Source organism: Streptomyces ficellus (genome assembly GCF_009739905.1).
Lineage (GTDB): Bacteria > Actinomycetota > Actinomycetes > Streptomycetales > Streptomycetaceae > Streptomyces > Streptomyces ficellus_A.
In genome coordinates this window covers 6,714,975-6,733,652 of record NZ_CP034279.1, presented here as the reverse complement: position 1 = coordinate 6,733,652, position 18,678 = coordinate 6,714,975, and the positions used below count along the sequence as shown (strand labels likewise).

The window sequence follows — 18,678 nt, the reverse complement described above, 5'->3', positions numbered from 1 at the left end:
GACGCGGACGCATGATCCCCTCGCTCGCCTCGTACGCCGTGGTCGTCCCCACCATCGGCCGGCCCTGCCTCGCCGACTGCCTCACCGCGCTGGCCTCCTGCGAGGGGCCCGAGCCGAGCCGGATCGTGCTCGTCGACGACCGCCCCGGCCCGCCCGGCGACCCGCTGCCCGTCCGGGCGCTCGGCGCGCTCGCGGACCGGGCCGTCGTCCTGCGCAGCGGCGGACGGGGCCCCGCCGCCGCCCGCAACACCGGGCTACGCGCGGTGGACGAGCCGTGGACGGTGCTCCTCGACGACGACGTACGCGTCAGCGCGTACTGGCGCGAGCAGCTCGCCCGCGACCTGGCCGAGGCCTCCCCCGACACCGGCGGCGTCCAGGGCGTCCTGCGGGTGCCACTGCCCCCCGGCCGGCGCCCCACCGACTGGGAACGCAACACCGCCGGCCTCCAGGGCGCCCTCTGGGTCACCGCCGACATGGCCTACCGCACCGAAGTCCTCACCTCCGTCGGCGGGTTCGACGAACGGTTCCCCCGGGCCTTCCGCGAGGACGCCGACCTGGCGCTCCGGGTCGTCGACGCCGGCTGGCGGATCGTACGCGGCGAGCGCCGCACCGAACACCCGGTGCGCCCCGCCGACCGGTGGGTGTCCGTCCGGCTCCAGAAGGGCAACGCCGACGACGCCCTGATGAAACGGCTCCACGGCCCCGACTGGTGGGAACGGGCCGCGGCGCCCCGCGGCCGGATCCGGCGCCACGCGGCCGTCACCGCCGCGGGCCTCGGGGCCCTCCTGCTGGCGGCCGCCGGCAAGCGGCGCCCCGCGCTGTTCGCGGCGGCGGGCTGGGCGCTCGGCACCGCCGAACTCACCCGGGCACGCATCGCGCCGGGACCCCGCACGGTCGACGAGATCGTCACGATGACCGCGACCAGCGTGCTCATCCCCGCCCTCGCCACCTGGCACCGGCTCTCCGGCGAACTGCGCCACCGGTCGGCGGACCGCTGGGACGGCGTCCTGTGACGCGCCCGGCGGCCGTCCTGTTCGACCGGGACGACACCCTCGTCGAGGACGTGCCCTACAACGCCGACCCTCGGAAGGTGCGGCCCATGCCCGGCGCGCACGAGGCACTGCGCACCCTCCGCGACCACGGCATCCTGCTCGGCGTCGTGTCCAACCAGTCGGGCGTCGGGCGCGGCCTGCTGACGGAGGCCGACGTGCGGGCGGTCAACGCCCGCGTGGACGCCCTGCTCGGCCCGTTCGACGTGTGGGTGCACTGCCCGCACACCCCCGAGGACGGCTGCCGCTGCCGCAAGCCCGCCCCCGGCATGGTGCTCGAGGCGGCGCACCGGCTCGGCGTGCCGCCCGGGCACTGCGTCGTCGTCGGGGACATCGGCGCCGACATGGGCGCCGCCCGTGCCGCCGGCGCCCGGGGCGTGCTGGTGCCGACGGCACGAACCCTGCCCGGCGAGGTGGCCGCCGCACCGCACGTCTGCCGGGACCTGATGAGCGCGGTACGGCACGTGCTGCGCGCCGACCGGGCGTCCGTCTCCCCCGGGAGCCCCGCGTGAAGGCCCTCGTCGTCCGCCTCGACAGCTTCGGCGACGTCCTGCTCGCCGGGCCCGCCGTGCGCGCGGTCGCCGGGCGGGCCGACCGGGTGACGCTGCTCTGCGGGCCGCGCGGGGCGCCCGCCGCCCGGCTGCTGCCCGGCGTGGACGAAGTACTCGTGTGGGACGCGCCCTGGGCGGGCTTCACCCCGCCACCGGTACGGCGCCCCGACATCGACCGGCTGGTCAACCGCGTCGCCGCCGCCCGCGCGGACACCGCCCTCGTACTCACCTCGTTCCACCAGAGCCCACTGCCCGCCGCGCTGCTGCTGCGCATGGCCGGAATCGCGCACATCGCCGCCGACAGCGAGGACGCCCCCGGCTCACTCCTCGACGTACGCCACCGGCGGGCACCCCACGCCCACGAGGCACAAGCCGCGCTGGACCTCGCCGAAGCGGCCGGCTTTCCCCGGCCCGCCGGCGACGACGGACGGCTGTGCGTACGCCACGCTCCCGGCGCACCCGACCTGACCGGGCCCGCGCCCTACGTGGTCGTCCACCCCGGCGCCAGCGTCGAGGCCCGGCGGTGGAGCCCGGAACGGTGCGCCCACGCGGTGCGGCTGCTGGCCGGAGCCGGCCACCGGGTCGTCGTCACCGGCGGCCCCGACGAACGGGAACTCACCGCGCTGGTCGCCGGCCGGGACGGGCTGGACCTCGGCGGCCGCACACAGCCGCCCCAGCTGGCGGCGGTCCTCGCGGCGGCCGGCGCCGTGGTGGTCGGCAACACCGGCCCGGCCCACCTCGCCGCCGCCGTCGGCACCCCCGTCGTCTCGCTGTTCTCCCCGGTCGTCCCCGCCGAACGGTGGGGCCCCTACGGCGTCCCCCACGTCCTGCTCGGCGAGCAGCGGGCGCCGTGCGCGGACAGCAGAGCCCGCCAGTGCCCCGTCCCCGGCCACCCGTGCCTCGACGAGGTGACCGGCGAGGACGTGGCCGCCGCCGTGGAGAAACTCCTGAAGGGCGGCGCGTGAGACCGCGGCTGCTCGTGCTGCGGGCGCTCGGACTCGGTGACCTGCTGGCCGGGATCCCCGCCCTCCGCGCCCTGCGGCGGGCCCACCCCGCCTACGAGATCGTCCTCGCCGCGCCGGAACAGCTGGCCGCACCCGCGAACGCCTCCGGCGCCGTCGACCGGCTCCTGCCCGCGTCCGCGCCCGGTCGCGCCGTACCCGCCCACCTGGACTGGACGGGCCCCCCGCCCGAGGTCGCGGTCGACCTGCACGGCAACGGTCCGCCCAGCCACCGGCTCCTGCAACGGCTGCGACCCGGACGGCTCCTCGCCTTCGCACACCCCCGCACCCCGGAGATCCAGGGACCCGCGTGGACCGCCGACGAACACGAACGCGCCCGCTGGTGCCGGCTCCTCACCTGGTACGGCATCCCCGCCGACCCCAGCGACCTGCGCCTGCCCGCACCCGCGACCCCCTCCCCCGCCCCCGGCGCGGTCGTGGTGCACCCCGGCGCCGACTCCGGGGCGCGCCGCTGGCCCGCCGAACGGTACGCGGCGGTCGTACGGGCCCTGCGGCAGCGCGGCCACCGCGTGGCGCTGACCGGCGGGCCCGGCGAGGACGAGCTGCTGGACCGGGTCCTGGACGCCGCCCGCACGGACGGCGTCCGCGCCTTCCGGGGCGGCCTGCCCTTCGACCGGCTGGGCGCGCTGTTCGCCGGGGCCTCGGCCGTGGTGAGCGGCGACACCGGCATCGCCCACCTCGCCGTGGCGTACGGCACCCCGTCCGTCACCCTCTTCGGGCCCGTCGCACCCGGATTGTGGGGGCCGCCACCGGGTACGCGGCACGTGGTGCTGTGGCACCCGGGGCCACCCGGCGACCCGCACGGACAGGACCCGGACCCCCAGCTGCTGCGTATCGGGCCCGACGACGTCCTGAAGGCCCTGCTCGACCACCCGGAGGTGCCGAGGCCATGACCAGCCCCACCGCCTCCGCCCCCACCGGCCGCACGAGCTGACGGGCCACCGCCATGTCCGATTCATCCGAGCGTTCCGAGGGTACCCGGGTCGACATGATCACCATTGGGGTCGAGGAAGAGTACCTGCTGCTCGATCAGGACACCTGCCTGCCGGTGCCGCTCGCCGACCAGGTCCGCACCGCGGCCGGCCTGGAACCGATCGTCGACGACGCCGAGGTCCAGTCCGAGCTGCTCCAGGCCCAGGTCGAGGTCGCCACACCCGTGTGCACCGACCTCGAGGAGGTCGGCGGCCACCTGCTGCGGCTGCGGCACGCCCTCGGCACGGCGGCGGAGAAGAACGGCTGCCGGATCGCCGCCTGCGCAACCGCTCCGTACCGGGAGATCGCCCCCGTACCGGTCACCCAGAAGGCCCGCTACCTCGCGATGCGCTCCCAGGCCCCCCAGCTGGTGGCCGAACAGCTCGTCAACGGCATGCACGTGCACGCTGCCGTGCCCGACCGCGAGATGGGCGTCGCCGTCCTCAGCCGGATCCGGGTATGGCTCCCCGTCCTCGTCGCCATGTCGGCCAACTCACCCCTGTGGGACGGCAACGACACCGGCTTCGCCAGCTGGCGCACGGTGATCTTCGGACGCTGGCCGGTCAGCGGACCGCCACCCCGCTTCACCTCGCTCGTGGACCACGAGACGAGGGTGCAGTCGCTCCTCGACACCGGCATCATCACCGACACCGGCCAGCTCTACTGGCAGGCCAGGCTGTCCGACAAGTACCCCACGGTCGAAGTGCGCTGCGCGGACGTGCAGCTGCGCGCGGACACGGCGGTCATGTTCGCCGGAATCGTCCGGGGCCTGATCGCCACGGCCATCCGGGACGAGAAGGCGGGCCTGCCGCTGCCGAACTGCACGCCGGAGCTGCTCCAGGCCGCGAACTGGCACGCCGCCCGGCACGGCCTCAGCGGCCTGCTCGTCGACCCGACCGGCAAGGCCCGCCGGGCCGGCGACGTCCTCGTCATGCTGCTGGACCACGTCACGCCCGCGCTCGACGACGCCGGCGACACCCGCGAGGTCACCTCGCTGGTCCACCGGCTCCTCCAGCAGGGCACCCCCGCCGACCAGCAGCGCCGCGCCCTCGCGGAGGGCGGCCTCCGGGCCCTCGCGGACCTCATCACCAGCGAGACGGTCGCCCCGTAGCCTGCGGCCGGTGGGTACGGTCGGGGCCCCTCCGGGCTCACCTCCTCGGGGTCGGCGGGGCACCCACCTACTCTTCTCACCGTTTCGCGCCGCCGATCCCCTGCGGGGGCGACCCTGCACGGCCCCTCCGCGCCGCGGTTGATCGCCTGCGCGCCGCAGTGAGTCCGGCCCGCAGCCGGGACACGACCCGGGCCGCGGCCGTGCAGGGTCGCCCCCGCAGGCGTTGGCGGCGCCGACACGGCTCCCTTACGTGTGACCCAAGGCCGCCGGCGCCGAGGAGGTGAGCCCGGAGGGGCCGCGGCCCCCACCCACCGGCAGGCAACCGACCCGCACGGAACCGCACCGCACCGCCCACGCTGACCCTCCGTGACCACCCCAACGGCGCACACCACCGCGCCCCGCGCTCGCGACCGGCAGAGCCTGGTCGCAGGTTCGCGTTCCGCACCTGTCCGGAGGAGAACGAATGACCACCGCTTTCTCACGCAGATGGGAACACGCCGTCGTGACCGGCGGCGCCGGCTTCGTCGGTTCGCACCTGTGCCACGCGCTGCTGGACTCGGGATCCGCCGTCACCTGCGTCGACGACTTCAGCACCGGACGGCCGGAGAACATATCCGGGCTGCTCGACCACCCCGGCTTCACGCTCGTCCGGGCGAACGTCTCCGAGCCCTTCTTCGTGGACCGGCCGCCGGACCTGGTGCTGCACTTCGCGTCGCCCGCGTCGCCCGCCGACTACCTGCGGCTCCCGCTGCACACGCTGGAGACCGGCAGCCTCGGCACCCGCCACGCGCTGGCCCTCGCGCACCGCTCCGACGCCCGCTTCCTGCTCGCCTCCACCTCCGAGGTGTACGGCGACCCCCAGCAGCACCCGCAGAACGAACGGTACTGGGGCAACGTGAACCCGGTCGGCCCGCGCAGCGTGTACGACGAGGCCAAGCGGTTCGGCGAGGCGCTCACCACGGCGGAGGCCGAGGTGCACGGCACGGACGCCGGCATCGTGCGGCTGTTCAACACCTACGGCCCGCGGATGCGCGGCCACGACGGCCGGGCCGTCCCCACCTTCGTACGCCAGGCACTGGACGGTGAGCCGCTCACGGTCACCGGCGACGGGCGGCAGACGCGGTCGCTGTGCTACATCGACGACACCGTGCGCGGCATCCTCGCCGCGGCGGCCCACGGGCTGCGGGGGCCGGTGAACATCGGCAACCCGACCGAGATCACCATGCTGGAACTGGCCCGGCTGGTCATCGAACTCACCGGCTCCGGTTCGGAGATCCGCTTCATCGAACGGCCGACGGACGACCCGGCCGTGCGCTGCCCCGACATCACGCTGGCCCGCGACAAGCTCGAGTGGGAGCCGCGGATCGATGCCGAAGAGGGTCTGCGGCGCACCATCGCCTGGTTCCGCGAGCACGCGGACGCCCGTTCCTGACGCGCGCCCGTCCGTCCCCGTATCCCCGACTCGCCGAAAGGCCTGGCACCCCATGCGCATTCTCGGAATCAACGCCCTCTTCCACGATCCCGCCGCCGCGCTGGTCATCGACGGCCGTACCGTCGCCGCCGCGGAGGAGGAGCGGTTCTCCCGCCGCAAGCACGGGAAGCGGCCGGTGCCGTTCTCCGCCTGGGAACTTCCCGAGCAGGCGGCGGCCTGGTGCCTGAAGCGGGCGGGTCTGCGTCCCCAGGACCTGGACGCGGTGGCGTACTCGTACGACCCGGAACTGGCGCGCTCCGCCGCCGACTTGGGCCTGGACGACCCGTGGGACGGCCTTCGCCAGACGTACGCGCGGGAGGCGCCCGGCTTCCTGAAGGCGGCGCTGCCCGGCCTGGACCCGGGGATCGTCCGCTTCGTACCGCACCACATGGCGCACGCCGCGTCGGGCGCCTTCGCCGCGGAGGGCGCCGACACCTCGTCGGTGCTGGTCCTCGACGGGCGGGGCGAGCGGGCCTCGCACCTGGCGGCGCGCCGCGTCCACGACCGGCTGGAGGCGCTGCACGCCCAGGAGCTGCCGCACTCGCTGGGTCTGGTCTACGAGGAACTGACCGAGCATCTGGGGTTCCTGCGCTCCTCCGACGAGTTCAAGGTGATGGCGCTCGCCTCGCACGGCCGGCCGCGGATGCTGCCGGAGCTGCGCCGGTGGGTGTATCCCACCGGGGACGGCGGGTTCCACGCGACGGGTGTGCCGTGGGCGGAGCTGTGCCCGCGCCGCCGCCCGGACGAGGCGTGGACGCAGGACCACGCGGACACCGCCGCCAGCGCGCAGGCCGTGCTGGAGGAGACGCTGCTGGACCTGGTGCGCTGGCTGCACGGGCAGACCCACGACGGACTGCTCACCCTGGCCGGGGGTGTGGCCCTCAACTGTGTGGCCAATGCGCGGATCGCCCGGGAGGGGCCCTTCGACCGGGTGTGGGTCCAGCCGGCGGCCGGTGACGCGGGTACGGCACTCGGCGGGGCACTGCTGCTGGCGGCGGGCGGTGGGGACGACCCCGACCCGATGCGCGGCGCTGACCTGGGGCGCGACTGGTCCGACGCGGAGCTGGGCGCGTGGCTGAAGACGGCGGCGGTGCCGTTCGACCGGCCGGCCGACATCGCGGAGACGGTGGCGGAGGCGCTGGCGGACAACGCGATCGTGGCCTGGTTCCAGGGGCGTTCGGAGTTCGGGCCGAGGGCGCTGGGGCACCGCTCGCTGCTGGCTCACCCCGGGCACGCGGGCAATCTGGAGCGCCTCAACGACGTCAAGGGGCGCGAGCAGTTCCGGCCGGTGGCGCCGATGGTGCTCGCGGAGCGGGCGGGCGAAATCTTCGACGGTGTGACGCCGAGCCCGTACATGCTGTTCGTGCACGACGTGGCGCCCGAGTGGCGGGAGCGGATCCCGGCGGTGGTGCACGTCGACGGCACGGCGCGGATCCAGACGGTGGACCGGCGGGCGGAGCCGCTGGTCGCACGGATGCTGACCGAGTTCGAGCGGCGCACCGGGCTGCCGGTGGTCGTCAACACGAGCCTCAACACGGCCGGTCGGCCCATGGTGGACGACCCGCGCGACGCCCTGGAGTGCTTCGGCTCCTCCCCCGTCGACCTGCTGGCCATCGGCCCGTACGCGGTCCGGCGCGGCGACTTCTTCCGGTCCGACGACACCGACGACGCGTCGCGGTGACGGGAGGAGACGGCCGATGAACATCCTGCTGTGGCATGTGCACGGGTCCTGGACGACGGCGTTCGTGCAGGGGCCCCACACCTACCTGGTGCCCGTGACGCCCGACCGGGGCCCCGACGGGCTGGGCCGGGCCCGGACCTTCAGCTGGCCCGACTCGGTACGGGAGGTGACGCCCGAGGAGCTGCGCGAGGAGCCGGTGGACCTGGTGGTCCTCCAGCGTCCCCACGAACTCGACCTGGCCGAACGCTGGCTGGGAGGACGCCGTCCCGGCCGGGACGTACCGGCGGTGTACCTGGAGCACAACGCGCCCGACGGGAACGTCCCCGCCACCCGGCACCCCTGCGCGGACCGTGACGATCTGACGCTGGTCCACGTCACGCACTTCAACCGGCTGTTCTGGGACAACGGTGCGACGCGGACCGAGGTGATCGAGCACGGCATCGTCGATCCGGGACACCAGTACACCGGGCGGCTCGCACGGGCGGCGATCGTGGTCAACGAACCGGTGCGGCGCGGCCGTCACACCGGTACGGACCTGCTGCCCGCGCTGTCGGAGGCGGCGCCCCTGGACGTGTTCGGGATGCGCACCGAGGGGCTCGCCGCGCACCTCGGCATCCCGGAGGACCGCTGCCGGAGCGCCGACCTGCCGCAGCGGGACCTGCACGCGGCGATGGCGGAACGGCGGCTCTACCTGCATCCCGTCCGCTGGACGTCGCTCGGCCTGTCGCTGCTGGAGGCCATGCACCTGGGCATGCCGGTCGTGGCGCTGGCGACCACGGAGGCGATCGAGGCGGTGCCCGCGGGCGCCGGGACGCTGTCCACCCGGCCCGAAGTCCTCGCCCGGGCCGCCCGGCACTACCTGAACGAGCCGGAGGCCGCCGCTTCGGACGGCGCGCGGGCGCGCCAGGCGGCGCTCGAACGGTACGGGCTCAAACGCTTCCTGGACGACTGGGAGCGCGTGATGACGGAGGTGCGCGCATGACATCGCTCGATCCCCTGGAACCCGATCGCACCGCGGCCGGTGACGTCGGCGGAATCGGTGAAGTCGGTGATGTCGGTGACATCGACACGGAGGCCGAAGTCCTGGAAGTGCTGGACGCGGAGGCGAGGGGACTCGGTGCCGGTGACGTCGTCGGCGCCGGGCCCGGAGACGGGAACGGGAACCGGCTGTCCGTCGCCCTGGTGTCCGAGCACGCGAGCCCCCTCGCCGCGCTGGGCGGGGTCGACGCCGGCGGGCAGAACGTGCACGTCGCCCGCCTCGCGAGCGCCCTCGCCGACCGTGGCCACCGCGTCACCGTCTTCACCCGTCGCGACACGCGGGACCTGCCCGACCGGGTCGCGCTGCGGCCCGGGGTCGAGGTGCTCCACGTGCCCGCCGGGCCGCCCGAGCCCATCCCGAAGGACGCGCTCCTGCCGTACATGGCGGAGTTCGGCCGCTGGATGGCCGGCGAGTGGCGGGCCCGCCCGCCCGACCTGGTGCACTCGCACTACTGGATGTCCGGCGTCGCCACGCTGCGGGCCGCCCGGGAGGCGCGGCTGCCGTTCGTGCACACCTATCACGCGCTGGGCACGGTGAAGCGCCGTCACCAGAAGCACGCCGACACCAGCCCGGCGGAGCGTGTCGACCGCGAGCGGGAGGTCGGCCTCGGCTGCGACCGGGTGATCGCCACCTGCCACGACGAGGTGTACGAGCTGAGCCGGATGCGGATACCGGCCGACAAGGTCGGCGTGGTGCCGTGCGGTGTGGACACCGGACAGTTCACCCCCGACGGGCCGGCCGCCGACCGGGACGGCGGCCTGCGGTACCGGCTGCTCCAGCTGGGCCGGCTGGTGCCCCGCAAGGGCGCGGCGGTGTCCATCACCGCGCTGACCCGGCTGCCCGACACCGAACTGCTCGTCGTGGGCGGCCCGCCGCCCGAGCGGCTCGACGAGGACCCGGAGGTGCGCCGGCTGCGGGAGATCGCCCGGGTGGCCGGGGTCGCGAGCCGGGTCCACTTCGCCGGGGGCGTACCGCCCGAGGAGGTGGCGCCGCTGCTGCGCAGCGCCGACGTGGTGCTGTGCCCGGCGGACTACGAGCCGTTCGGCATCGTGCCGCTGGAGGCGATGGCGTGCGGGCGGCCCGTCGTGGCCAGTGCGGTGGGCGGCCAGCTCGACACCGTCGCCGACCCGGTCACCGGGCGGCTGGTGCCGCCCCGCGACCCCGACGCGCTGGCCCGCGCGGTGGGGGAACTGCTCGCCGACCCGGCGCAGCGGGCCGCGTGCGGCGCGGCCGGCCGTCGCAGGGTGCTCAGCCGGTACGGCTGGGCGGAGGTCGCCGCGGCCACCGAGAAGGAGTACGCCGCGGTGCTCGCCGCCCGGCACGCCGTGACGGGCGTGGCCTGATCCCGCCCGGTCCGGGCCACGGCACCGGTCCACGGTGACGCGGCCCCGGTCCACGGTTACGACGAAGACCGAAGGAGGTGCGGGCTCCGCCGCCGTCCCCGGGGGTTCCCGGGGACGTGGTACGCCCGAACGCCATGACCGATCCCCTCGCCCCCCCCACCCTCGAAGCGGCGCACGAGCACTGCCGGGCGCTTCAGGACGCGCTCGCCCGGTTCCGGCACGACCACCTGGACCGGATCACGGAGTGGGGCGGCCACCTCGCCGCCGTCCTCCCGGTCGGCGGCCGGCTGCTGGCCGCCGGCAACGGCGGCAGCGCGGCGCAGGCCCAGCACCTCACCGCCGAACTGGTCGGCCGCTACCAGCGGGAACGGCCCGCGTTCTCGGCCATCTCCCTCCACGCCGAGACGTCCAGCGTGACGGCCATCGGCAACGACTACGGTTTCGACCAGGTGTACGCCCGGCAGGTCGCCGCGCACGGCCGCCCCGGTGACGTGCTGGTCCTGTTGTCCACCTCCGGCCACAGCGCCAACCTGATCGCGGCGGCCATGACCGCCCGGCGGGCCGGGCTGCGGGTCTGGGCGCTGACCGGGTCGCGGCCCAACCCGCTCGCCGAGGCGGCCGACGAGGCCTGCTGCGTCGACGCCGGCTCGACCGCGACCGTTCAGGAAACCCATCTCGTGGCCGTTCACCTGCTGTGCGAGTCCTTCGACGCGGCGGTGGCCACGACAGTTGACGCGACGGCGGGGCGGCCCGCTCGTGCGGCGGGCGCGGCGGCGCCCGTCGCGGCCCGGCGGAGGATGTCATGAGCGCGTACAAGCCCCTGGTCGTGGTCGGTGACGTCCTGCTGGACGAGGACATCCAAGGCGTCTCCACCCGGCTCGCGCCGGACGCCCCGGCACCCGTCGTCGACGTCACCGGAGACCAGCGCCGCCCCGGCGGCGCCGGACTGGCCGCCACGCTCGCCACCCACGGCGGGCGGGACGTGGTCCTGGTGACCGCGCTGGGCGACGACCCGGCCAGCGAGGCCGTGCGCCGCTCGCTGCGCGGCCGGGTACGGGTCGTGGAACTTCCGCTGAACGGCACGCTGCCCGTCAAGACCCGGGTGCTCGCCGGTGGCCGCCCCCTGGTACGGATCGACCGCGGCGGCGGCGACCCCGGCGAGCCGGACGCGGCGGTGCGCGACACCCTCGAACAGGCCCACGCCGTGCTCGTCGCCGACTACGGGCGGCACACCGCCGGCGCCGTACGCGCACACCTGGCCGCCGTCGCGCCCAAGGTGCCCGTCGTGTGGGACCCGCACCTCAAGGGCGACGCGCCCGTGCCCGGCTCGCGGATCGTCACGCCCAACGCCGCCGAGACGATGGCCCTGTGCCGCGGCGGCGACGACTCGCTGCGCGCGTTCGCCGAGCGCGGCGCCGACCTCGCCGAACGCTGGGGCGTGGCGGCCGTCGCCGTGACCCTCGGCGAACGGGGCGTCCTGCTGACCCGGCCGGGCGCCATGACGCCCATGCTCGTCCCCGTGCCCTACCGGGCCGACGGCGACGCGTGCGGCGCGGGCGACTGCTTCGCCGCCGCGACGGCCGCAGCGCTGGCCGACGGCGCCCTGCCCGAGGAGGCGGTGCAGCGGGCGGTCGCCGAGGCGGCCGCGTTCGTCGCCGCGGGCGGCGCGGGCAATCCGTCGCTCTGGCGCACGCCGCTCCCGGTCACGCCCCGGGAAGCGCCGGACGCCGCCGATCCGTTCGTGCTGGCCGAGCAGGTCCGGGCGCGGGGCGGGACGGTGGTCGCCACCGGCGGCTGCTTCGACCTGCTGCACGCCGGGCACGTGGGCCTGCTGGAGAGCGCCCGCCGGATCGGTGACTGCCTCATCGTGTGCGTCAACTCCGACGAGTCCGTCGAACGGCTCAAGGGCCCCGGCCGGCCCCTGAACCCGCTCCCCGACCGGGTGCGGGTGCTCGCGGGCCTCGGCAGTGTCGACGCGGTCGCCGTCTTCGACGGGGACACCCCAGCGGAGCTGCTGGGCCGGCTGCGGCCGGACGTGTGGGTGAAGGGCGGCGACTACTCGGCGGAGGACCTGCCGGAGGCGGAGGTGCTGCACACCTGGGGCGGCCAGGCGGTGGTGCTCCCGTACCTCGACGGCCGCTCCACCACGCTCCTCGCCCGCCGTGCCGCCGAAGCCGCCACCCCCATCCGCCCCCCGGGCCGGTAACCCGCGCCCGCCGGGCTCCCACCCACCCGTTGTGGGCAATCGTCCCGCGGAGCGGCTCCCCACCCCCCGTTGTGGGCAATCGTCCCGCAGGGCCGCTCCCCCCGTTGTGGGCAATCGTCCCGCAGGGCGGGACGGGTGGGCACAACGGGACTGGGGCGGTGCCTGTGCTCGGTTCGCTCCGGTGCAGCTCGGTGGGCTGCCGGTGGGGGTGGGGCGTGGCCCCTCCGGGCTCGCCTCCTCGGGGCCGGCGGCCTCGGGTTACGCGTAAGGGGAGCCCCGGTAACGCCGCCGGTCCCCTGCGGGGGCGACCCTGCACGGCCCCACCCCGGCCGGATGCCGGCTGCGGGACGGTGGGGGGCACGGCCCCGCCCCGGGTACGTCGCCGGGTGCGGGGCGTGGGCCGTTACGCGGCGGTGGAGAGCGCCGGGCGGGGCGCGGGGACGGGCGTCAGCACGGGGGTGGGAGCGCGGCGGCGCAGGAGGTGGCCCGCCCCGATCGCGCCCGCGATGAGCAGGCCGCCGGCGACGAGCGCGCCGCGGGCGCCCGCGAGCTCCATGAGGAGGCCGAGCGCGGGCGGGCCCGCCAGGCCCCAGACGGTCTTGATGCTGCCCCAGACGCCCAGGACGCGGCCCCGCATCTCGGCGGGCGGGTCGGTCTGGAGGACGGTCGTGCCGGCGGTGTCGGAGACCGACTCGACGACGGCCATGGGCAGGACGAGGATCAGCAGGACCGCGAGGGACGGTGAGAGCCCGGCGACTACCTGGAGCAGCGCGCCGGCGGCGGCGAGGGTGCCGACGAGGCGTACGGAGGGCTTGCGGAGCCGTGCGCCGAGGACGGCGCCGATGATGCCGCCGACGGCCAGGACGGTGGAGACCGTACCGAAGGAGCCGGCGCCTCCGGCGAGGGGTCCGGTGACGAGGACGGCGAGGGTGAGCCCGTAGTTGCGGCCGAAGATGGCGCTGATGCCGGTGATGCCGGCGAGGGCGACGAGCCGGGGGCGGCGGGCGAAGAAGCGCAGGCCCTCGCGGACGGACATGTCGTCGTCGGTGTCGGCGGGTGCGGCCTTGCGGGTGACGGTGTGCGTCACGGGGCGCAGGAACGGGATGACGGCGGCGACGAACAGGAACGAGACGCCGTTGGCGACGTACGCGGCGCCCGTGCCGAAGACGCCGACGGCGAGGCCCGCGAGTCCGGTGCCGGCGAGCCGGCCGGCGTTGCTGACGAGGGACCCGACGCCGATGGCGGACGGCACGTCCTCGGCGCGGACGAGGTCGTTGCCGAGCAGGGAGCAGGCGGGCCCGTCGACGGTGGCGATGAGGCCGGTGACGGCGGCGAGGGCCATGAGGGCCGGCAGGTTGAGCTGGTCGAAGGCGATGAGGAGCGCCGTGGTGAAGGCGACGGTGCCGAGCAGGGCCTGGCTGACGGCGGCGGTGAGCTTGCGGGGCCAGCGGTCGACGGCGGCGCCGCCGGCGACGCCCATGAGGAGGCCGGGCGCGGCCTGGACGGAGAGGGACAGGCCGGTGGCGGCGGCGGAGCCGGTGATCTGCAGGACCAGCAGGTTCTGGACGGTGAGCTGCATCCAGGTGCCGGCGTTGGACACCAGGTTGGCGAGGGACCACCAGCGCATGCTGCGGTACGTCAGGGAGCGCCACGGGGAGTGGGGAGAGGAAAGAGACACGGTTGACCGGGGGACTCGGATGGCGGAACACGGCGGAGATGGGGGCTCTTGCTGCGCTGCACGGCCGGTCCACCGGTATCGGTCTGCTGCCGCGGGCCTCGTGGGAGGCGTTCCGGCGGCGTCGACCATGGTGGCAGAAGGGTTGGGGGGAAGCGGCCCCGTGAGGGGTCCGCCGACGGGTGGTTTCGGTGGTTGCGGGGGTGCTGAGCTGCGCTTTCGTACTTCTGGTGCGCTTGCTCACAGTGACTGGCCGAGGTGCTTTGCGTAGTGGCGCAGGCCACAGTGGAGGTTCAGGCCGTGAGCAGCACATGGAGGTGCGGAGGATGGACGGCGTTCTTCGGGGCAAGCAGGCGCTGGTGACGGGTGGGGCGCGTGGGCTGGGTGCTTCGATCACCCGGAGGCTGGCCGGTGCGGGCGCGTCCGTGCTGGTGGCGGACGTGCGCAAGGAGCAGGCGCGGGAGCTGTGCGACGAGCTGGCCGTGGAGGGGCGGGACGCCCGGTTCGTGGAGCTGGACGTGCGGGACGCGCGGGCCGTCGGGGAGGTGTTCCGGGAGCTGGAGCGGGACGGTCAGGCGGTGGACGTGCTGGTGAACAACGCCGCGGTGGACGTCTCGAAGCCGATCGAGCACCTGACGGCGGAGGAGGTGACCCGGGTGGTCACCACGAACCTGCTGGGGCCGATGTACCTGTGCCTGGAGGCGTACCGCCGGATGGTGGCCAGGGGTGGCGGTCACATCGTGAACATCCTGTCGACGGCGTCGAACCGGACGTGGACGGAGGCGGGCCCGTACTCGGCGGGCAAGTCGGGGCTGCGGGCCTTCACGCACACGTTGTTCAAGGAGGCGCAGCGGGACTGTCCGGGCATCGGGGTGACGGGGGTCATCGCGGGCGGTATGGAGACGCCGTTCATCCTGGAGCGGTTCCCGGACGCCGATGTGTCGATGCTGCAGAGCCCGGACATCGTGGCGGACACGGTGCTGTACGCGTTGTCGGTGCCGGCGGGCAGTGCGGTGTCGGAGCTGGTGGTGGTGCCGCGCAGGGAGCCGTCGTGGCCGTGAGTCAGGTCTTTCCGGGCGGGCGTCCGGTGCGGATCATGTGCAGTACGGCGCGTTCGGTCGGTCCCTGGGTGGCGGGGACGCCGTAGACGCCCTCGTCACCGAGGCGGGGCAGTGTGGCGGCGACGGTGACGCCTTCCTCGTAGAGTTCGATCACGCGGGGGTTGATGTAGGAGGCACGGCAGACGGCGGGGGTGTTGCCGAGGTATCCGGCGACTTCGTGCGCGGCCCGGGCGATGGCGCGTTTGCGGGCGCTCTCGCTGCGTGCGACGGGCTGGGAGACGGCGAGCGCGACGGCCGCCATGACGGTGGCGTGCCAGGTGCGGAAGTCCTTGGCGGTGATCTCGACGCCGGCCTGTTCCTTGAGGTAGGCGTTGACGTCGGCGCCGGTGACGTCCTGCCAGGCGGGGCGTTCCCAGTAGGCGAACAGCCGGTCGCCGCCGCCGCCGCGGCGGCGGAGCAGGGCGGTGAGGCTGCGGCAGGTCGGTGGGTCGGCGACGGTCTGGACGAGTTCCCTGCCGTGCTTGCCGGGATAGGTGAAGACGACGGCGCCGGCCTGGCAGTGGGAGTGTTCCCGCAGGAGGGTGGTCAGGCCGTAGCTGCTGTTGACTTCGGTGTAGCGGTCGCTGCCGATGCGGAAGAAGCCGAGGTCGAGAAGGCGTACGGCGGTGGCGAGAACGCGCCGGCGGGTGAGGCCGCGGTCGCCGAGGTGGGCGTCGACGGCTTGGCGTACGTCGGGGAGCCGTTCGGCGATGTCCAGGACGTGTTCGTGTTTGGCCTGTTCCTGTTCGGCGCGGAACTGCGGGTGGTAGAGGTACTGGCGGCGGCCGGCGGTGTCGGTGCCGACGGCTTGCAGGTGGCCGTTGGCACGGGTGCAGATCCACACGTCCTGCCAGGCCGGGGGGATGACGAGGGCTTTGATGCGGGCGGTTTCGGCCGGGTCGCGCAGGGGGTTGCCGGAGGGGTCGAGGTAGCGGAAGCCCCGGCCGTGGCGCCGGCGGCGGTGGCCGGGGTCGGTGGGGCGGCTGTGGTAGAGGCGCAACGGGTCCTCCTCGTCGGTGTGACGCTACGGCCGCTGGGGATTCACCGTGTTTCCGGGTGGGTGTGGGTGCAAACGTCAGGGTGGGATGGGTTGTTCGGCCCAGATGGTCTTGCCGGTGGGGGTGTAGCGGGTGCCCCACTGCTGGGTCATCTGGGCGATGAGGAACAGGCCGCGGCCGCCTTCGTCGTCGCCGGCCGCCCGGCGGAGGTTGGGTGAGGTGTGGCCGGTGTCGGAGACTTCGCAGATCAGTGCGCGGTCGCGGATGAGGCGGAGCTGGATGGGTCCGGAGGCGTACCGGATGGCGTTGGTGACGAGTTCGCTGACCACGAGTTCGGTGGTGAAGGACAGTTCGCCGTCGAGTCCCCAGGCGTCGACCTGCCCGGTGGCCAGGGCGCGGGCGCGGCCGACGACTTCGGGTTCGCCGGTGAGGTCCCAGGCGGCCACTTCGTGGCTGTCGAGGGTGCGGGTGCGGACGAGGAGGAGTGCGGCGTCGTCGTCGACGGGGCCGGGGAGGAGGGTGGTGACGACGCGGTCGCACAGCTCTTCCAGGGGGAGCCGGTGTTCGGCGAGGACGGTGTGCAGGGCGTCGAGTTCCGTGTCCCGGTCCCGGTCCCTGCCCTGGACGAGTCCGTCGGTGAAGAGGGCCATGAGGCTGCCTTCGGCAAGGGTGAACTCGGCGCTTTCGAAGGGCAGGCCGCCGAGGCCCAGCGGTGGTCCGGCGGGTACGTCGGGGTGGGTGATCTCTCCGGTCGTGGGGTCGACGACGGAGGGCAGGGGGCTGCCGGCGCGGGCCATGCTGCACCGGCCGGTGACCGGGTCGTACACGGCGTAGAGGCAGGTGACGCCGAGCGCGGGGTCGTCGGGCTCGGCCTGGACGGCGGTCTGTTCGTGGGCGTCCTGGGTGATGAGTTCGTCGAGGCGGGTGAGGAGTTCGTCGGGCGGGAGGTCGAGACGGGCGAGGGCGCGGACGCTGGTGCGGATGCGGCCCATGGTGGCGGCGGCGCGTACGCCGTGGCCGACGACGTCGCCGACGACGAGGCCGACGCGGGTGCCGGAGAGGGCGATGACGTCGTACCAGTCGCCGCCGACGCCGGCGCTGCTGTCGGCGGGCAGGTAGCGGTGGGCGACGTCGACGCCGGTGAGGCGGGGCAGTTTGCGGGGCAGCAGGCTGCGCTGGAGGGTGAGGGCGGCGGCGTGTTCGCGGGTGTAGCGGCGGGCGTTGTCGATGCAGACGGCGGCGCGGGCGACGAGTTCGTCGGCGAGGGGTACGTCGTCGTCCTCGAACGGGTCGGGGTGGTGGTCCCGGCGGAAGGTGACAACGCCCAGCGAGGCGCCGTCGGTGCGCAGGGGGACGGCGAGGCGGGAGTGCGCGGGGCCGTCGTGTGCGGGGTTCTCGAGCACGGGGCGTCCCGCGGCCAGGCAGCGGGCCTGGAGCGAGTCCGCCGGGTGGTCGATCACCTGGGGTGTGGTGTCGGGGGCGGGGCCTTCCCAGACGCGTACGACGCGGGTGCTCGTGCTGCCGGGGGCGGGCTGGTCGCCTTCGAGGACGATGTCGATGAGGTCGACGGTGACGCCGTCGGCGAACTGCGGTACGGCGACGGACGAGAGTTCCTGTGCGGTGCGGGTCATGTCGAGGGAGGTGCCGACCCGGCGGCCGGCGCGGACGAGGAGGTCGAGGCGCTGCTGGGCGAGGTAGCGGTCGGTGACGTCGACGGTCTCCTCGCACACGCCGAGTACGCGGCCGTTGCCGTCCTGGAGCCGGTAGTAGGAGCAGGACCAGACGTGGTCGTGTTCGGGGTCGGCGGGCGGGCGGCCGCTGTAGTGGAGTTCGATGACGGTGTCGCCGGTGTCGAGGACCCGCTGCATGGCCTCGGTCAGGGTGGCCGGGTGGCCGTCGGAGAGGACCTGGCCGTGGGTGACCATCTCGTCGGGGCCGAGGCCCGCGTACTGGAGGGTGCCCATTTCCTCGTAGAGGGCGTGGTTGGTCCATACGACGCGCAGGTCGGTGTCGTAGATGGCGAGGCCGACGGGTGACTGGGTGGCGAGTCCGCGGAGCATGGACTGGAGGGCTTCCCAGCGTTCCGTCTCGTCGGCGTCGGCGATGGCGAGCAGCCGGGCGGGGCCCTTGCCGGTGTGGGACAGCGGGAGGGTTGCCGTGGCGACGCGGACGATGTGGCCGTCGCGGCGGCGCATGTGGACGACCTGGCGCCGGGCCTGGGCGGCGCCGGGCAGGGGGGTGGCCATGTCGTACTCGCCGGGGCGGTCGACGATGAAGGTGCCGATGGGGCTGCCGACGGCTTCGTCGGGCGGGTAGCCCAGCAGGGCGTGGGCGGCCGGTCCCCAGCCGACGACGGTTCCGTCGGCGTCGAGGACGGCCGTGGCCGCTTTCGTGACGTCGAGGGGGCCGCGGAAGTCGGCACCCTCGGCCGCGTGCACCGCGCTCATGGCACCTGCCTTC

15 protein-coding genes are annotated in these 18,678 nt (G+C 74.8%); 12 read left to right on the top strand and 3 right to left on the bottom strand.

The features are described from left to right. Window positions 1–11 precede the first annotated feature (11 nt). The 11 genes from EIZ62_RS30255 to rfaE2 all read left to right on the top strand — a co-directional run bounded on the left by EIZ62_RS30255 (window position 12) and on the right by rfaE2 (window position 12,445). A complete protein-coding gene (locus EIZ62_RS30255; protein ID WP_156695844.1) occupies window positions 12–1,013 on the top strand; it encodes a glycosyltransferase family 2 protein in 1,002 nt (333 codons plus the stop codon). After that, window positions 1,010–1,561, top strand: a complete 552-nt coding sequence (locus EIZ62_RS30250; RefSeq protein WP_156695843.1) for a D-glycero-alpha-D-manno-heptose-1,7-bisphosphate 7-phosphatase — start codon at window positions 1,010–1,012, stop codon at window positions 1,559–1,561. The genes EIZ62_RS30255 and EIZ62_RS30250 overlap by 4 nt, the downstream gene beginning before the upstream one ends. Further along, the gene (locus EIZ62_RS30245) at window positions 1,558–2,565 is read left to right on the top strand and encodes a glycosyltransferase family 9 protein (protein ID WP_156695842.1); all 1,008 of its coding nucleotides are present in this window, start codon (window positions 1,558–1,560) and stop codon (window positions 2,563–2,565) included. Before EIZ62_RS30250 ends, EIZ62_RS30245 begins: the two co-directional genes overlap by 4 nt. After that, entirely contained in the window at window positions 2,562–3,515 is a 954-nt protein-coding gene (locus EIZ62_RS30240) for a glycosyltransferase family 9 protein (RefSeq protein ID WP_156695841.1), read from the top strand. Before EIZ62_RS30245 ends, EIZ62_RS30240 begins: the two co-directional genes overlap by 4 nt. Before the next feature lie 95 nt (window positions 3,516–3,610). Continuing rightward, on the top strand, window positions 3,611–4,705 hold the full coding sequence (locus EIZ62_RS30235) for a carboxylate-amine ligase (RefSeq protein ID WP_156695840.1): 1,095 nt from the start codon (window positions 3,611–3,613) through the stop codon (window positions 4,703–4,705). 463 nt (window positions 4,706–5,168) lie between these two features. Beyond that, window positions 5,169–6,137, top strand: coding sequence for a UDP-glucuronic acid decarboxylase family protein (locus EIZ62_RS30230; protein WP_156695839.1), 969 nt, complete (start codon window positions 5,169–5,171; stop codon window positions 6,135–6,137). A 52-nt stretch (window positions 6,138–6,189) separates the two neighbouring features. Next, window positions 6,190–7,857 (top strand): carbamoyltransferase family protein, encoded by a 1,668-nt coding sequence (locus EIZ62_RS30225; protein WP_156695838.1) that lies wholly within the window; start codon window positions 6,190–6,192, stop codon window positions 7,855–7,857. A 16-nt stretch (window positions 7,858–7,873) separates the two neighbouring features. Further along, window positions 7,874–8,839, top strand: coding sequence for a glycosyltransferase (locus EIZ62_RS30220; RefSeq protein WP_156695837.1), 966 nt, complete (start codon window positions 7,874–7,876; stop codon window positions 8,837–8,839). Continuing rightward, window positions 8,836–10,239: a glycosyltransferase gene (locus EIZ62_RS30215; RefSeq protein WP_156695836.1), complete on the top strand. Its 1,404-nt coding sequence runs from the start codon at window positions 8,836–8,838 to the stop codon at window positions 10,237–10,239. The genes EIZ62_RS30220 and EIZ62_RS30215 overlap by 4 nt, the downstream gene beginning before the upstream one ends. A gap of 134 nt (window positions 10,240–10,373) precedes the next feature. Further along, on the top strand, window positions 10,374–11,045 hold the full coding sequence (locus EIZ62_RS30210; protein WP_156695835.1) for a D-sedoheptulose-7-phosphate isomerase: 672 nt from the start codon (window positions 10,374–10,376) through the stop codon (window positions 11,043–11,045). Beyond that, window positions 11,042–12,445: a D-glycero-beta-D-manno-heptose 1-phosphate adenylyltransferase gene (gene rfaE2 / locus EIZ62_RS30205; RefSeq protein WP_156695834.1), complete on the top strand. Its 1,404-nt coding sequence runs from the start codon at window positions 11,042–11,044 to the stop codon at window positions 12,443–12,445. Before EIZ62_RS30210 ends, rfaE2 begins: the two co-directional genes overlap by 4 nt. 403 nt (window positions 12,446–12,848) lie before the next feature. Here the strand turns inward: rfaE2 and EIZ62_RS30200 are convergent, their stop codons facing one another. Then, complete coding sequence (locus tag EIZ62_RS30200; RefSeq protein ID WP_244376037.1) at window positions 12,849–14,072, bottom strand: MFS transporter; 1,224 nt, start codon at window positions 14,070–14,072, stop codon at window positions 12,849–12,851. Between the two features lie 374 nt (window positions 14,073–14,446). On the opposite strand from EIZ62_RS30200, the gene EIZ62_RS30195 reads away from it, so the two are divergent. After that, window positions 14,447–15,181, top strand: coding sequence for an SDR family oxidoreductase (locus EIZ62_RS30195; RefSeq protein WP_156695832.1), 735 nt, complete (start codon window positions 14,447–14,449; stop codon window positions 15,179–15,181). A gap of 1 nt (window position 15,182) precedes the next feature. Here the strand turns inward: EIZ62_RS30195 and EIZ62_RS30190 are convergent, their stop codons facing one another. Beyond that, window positions 15,183–16,220 (bottom strand): DNA topoisomerase IB, encoded by a 1,038-nt coding sequence (locus EIZ62_RS30190; RefSeq protein WP_156695831.1) that lies wholly within the window; start codon window positions 16,218–16,220, stop codon window positions 15,183–15,185. Between the two features lie 75 nt (window positions 16,221–16,295). Beyond that, a complete protein-coding gene (locus EIZ62_RS30185; RefSeq protein WP_156695830.1) occupies window positions 16,296–18,665 on the bottom strand; it encodes a SpoIIE family protein phosphatase in 2,370 nt (789 codons plus the stop codon). Window positions 18,666–18,678 lie beyond the last annotated feature (13 nt).

Bases quoted from the DNA above. Each gene is read 5' to 3' on its own strand.
- EIZ62_RS30225 (WP_156695838.1), top strand. From the start codon at position 6,190: ATGCGCATTCTCGGAATCAACGCCCTCTTCCACGATCCCGCCGCCGCG.
- EIZ62_RS30215 (WP_156695836.1), top strand. From the start codon at position 8,836: ATGACATCGCTCGATCCCCTGGAACCCGATCGCACCGCGGCCGGTGAC.
- EIZ62_RS30185 (WP_156695830.1), bottom strand. From the start codon at position 18,665: ATGAGCGCGGTGCACGCGGCCGAGGGTGCCGACTTCCGCGGCCCCCTC.
- EIZ62_RS30210 (WP_156695835.1), top strand. From the start codon at position 10,374: ATGACCGATCCCCTCGCCCCCCCCACCCTCGAAGCGGCGCACGAGCAC.
- EIZ62_RS30200 (WP_244376037.1), bottom strand. From the start codon at position 14,072: ATGCGCTGGTGGTCCCTCGCCAACCTGGTGTCCAACGCCGGCACCTGG.
- EIZ62_RS30255 (WP_156695844.1), top strand. From the start codon at position 12: ATGATCCCCTCGCTCGCCTCGTACGCCGTGGTCGTCCCCACCATCGGC.
- EIZ62_RS30235 (WP_156695840.1), top strand. From the start codon at position 3,611: ATGATCACCATTGGGGTCGAGGAAGAGTACCTGCTGCTCGATCAGGAC.
- EIZ62_RS30230 (WP_156695839.1), top strand. From the start codon at position 5,169: ATGACCACCGCTTTCTCACGCAGATGGGAACACGCCGTCGTGACCGGC.
- EIZ62_RS30195 (WP_156695832.1), top strand. From the start codon at position 14,447: ATGGACGGCGTTCTTCGGGGCAAGCAGGCGCTGGTGACGGGTGGGGCG.
- rfaE2 (WP_156695834.1), top strand. From the start codon at position 11,042: ATGAGCGCGTACAAGCCCCTGGTCGTGGTCGGTGACGTCCTGCTGGAC.
- EIZ62_RS30220 (WP_156695837.1), top strand. From the start codon at position 7,874: ATGAACATCCTGCTGTGGCATGTGCACGGGTCCTGGACGACGGCGTTC.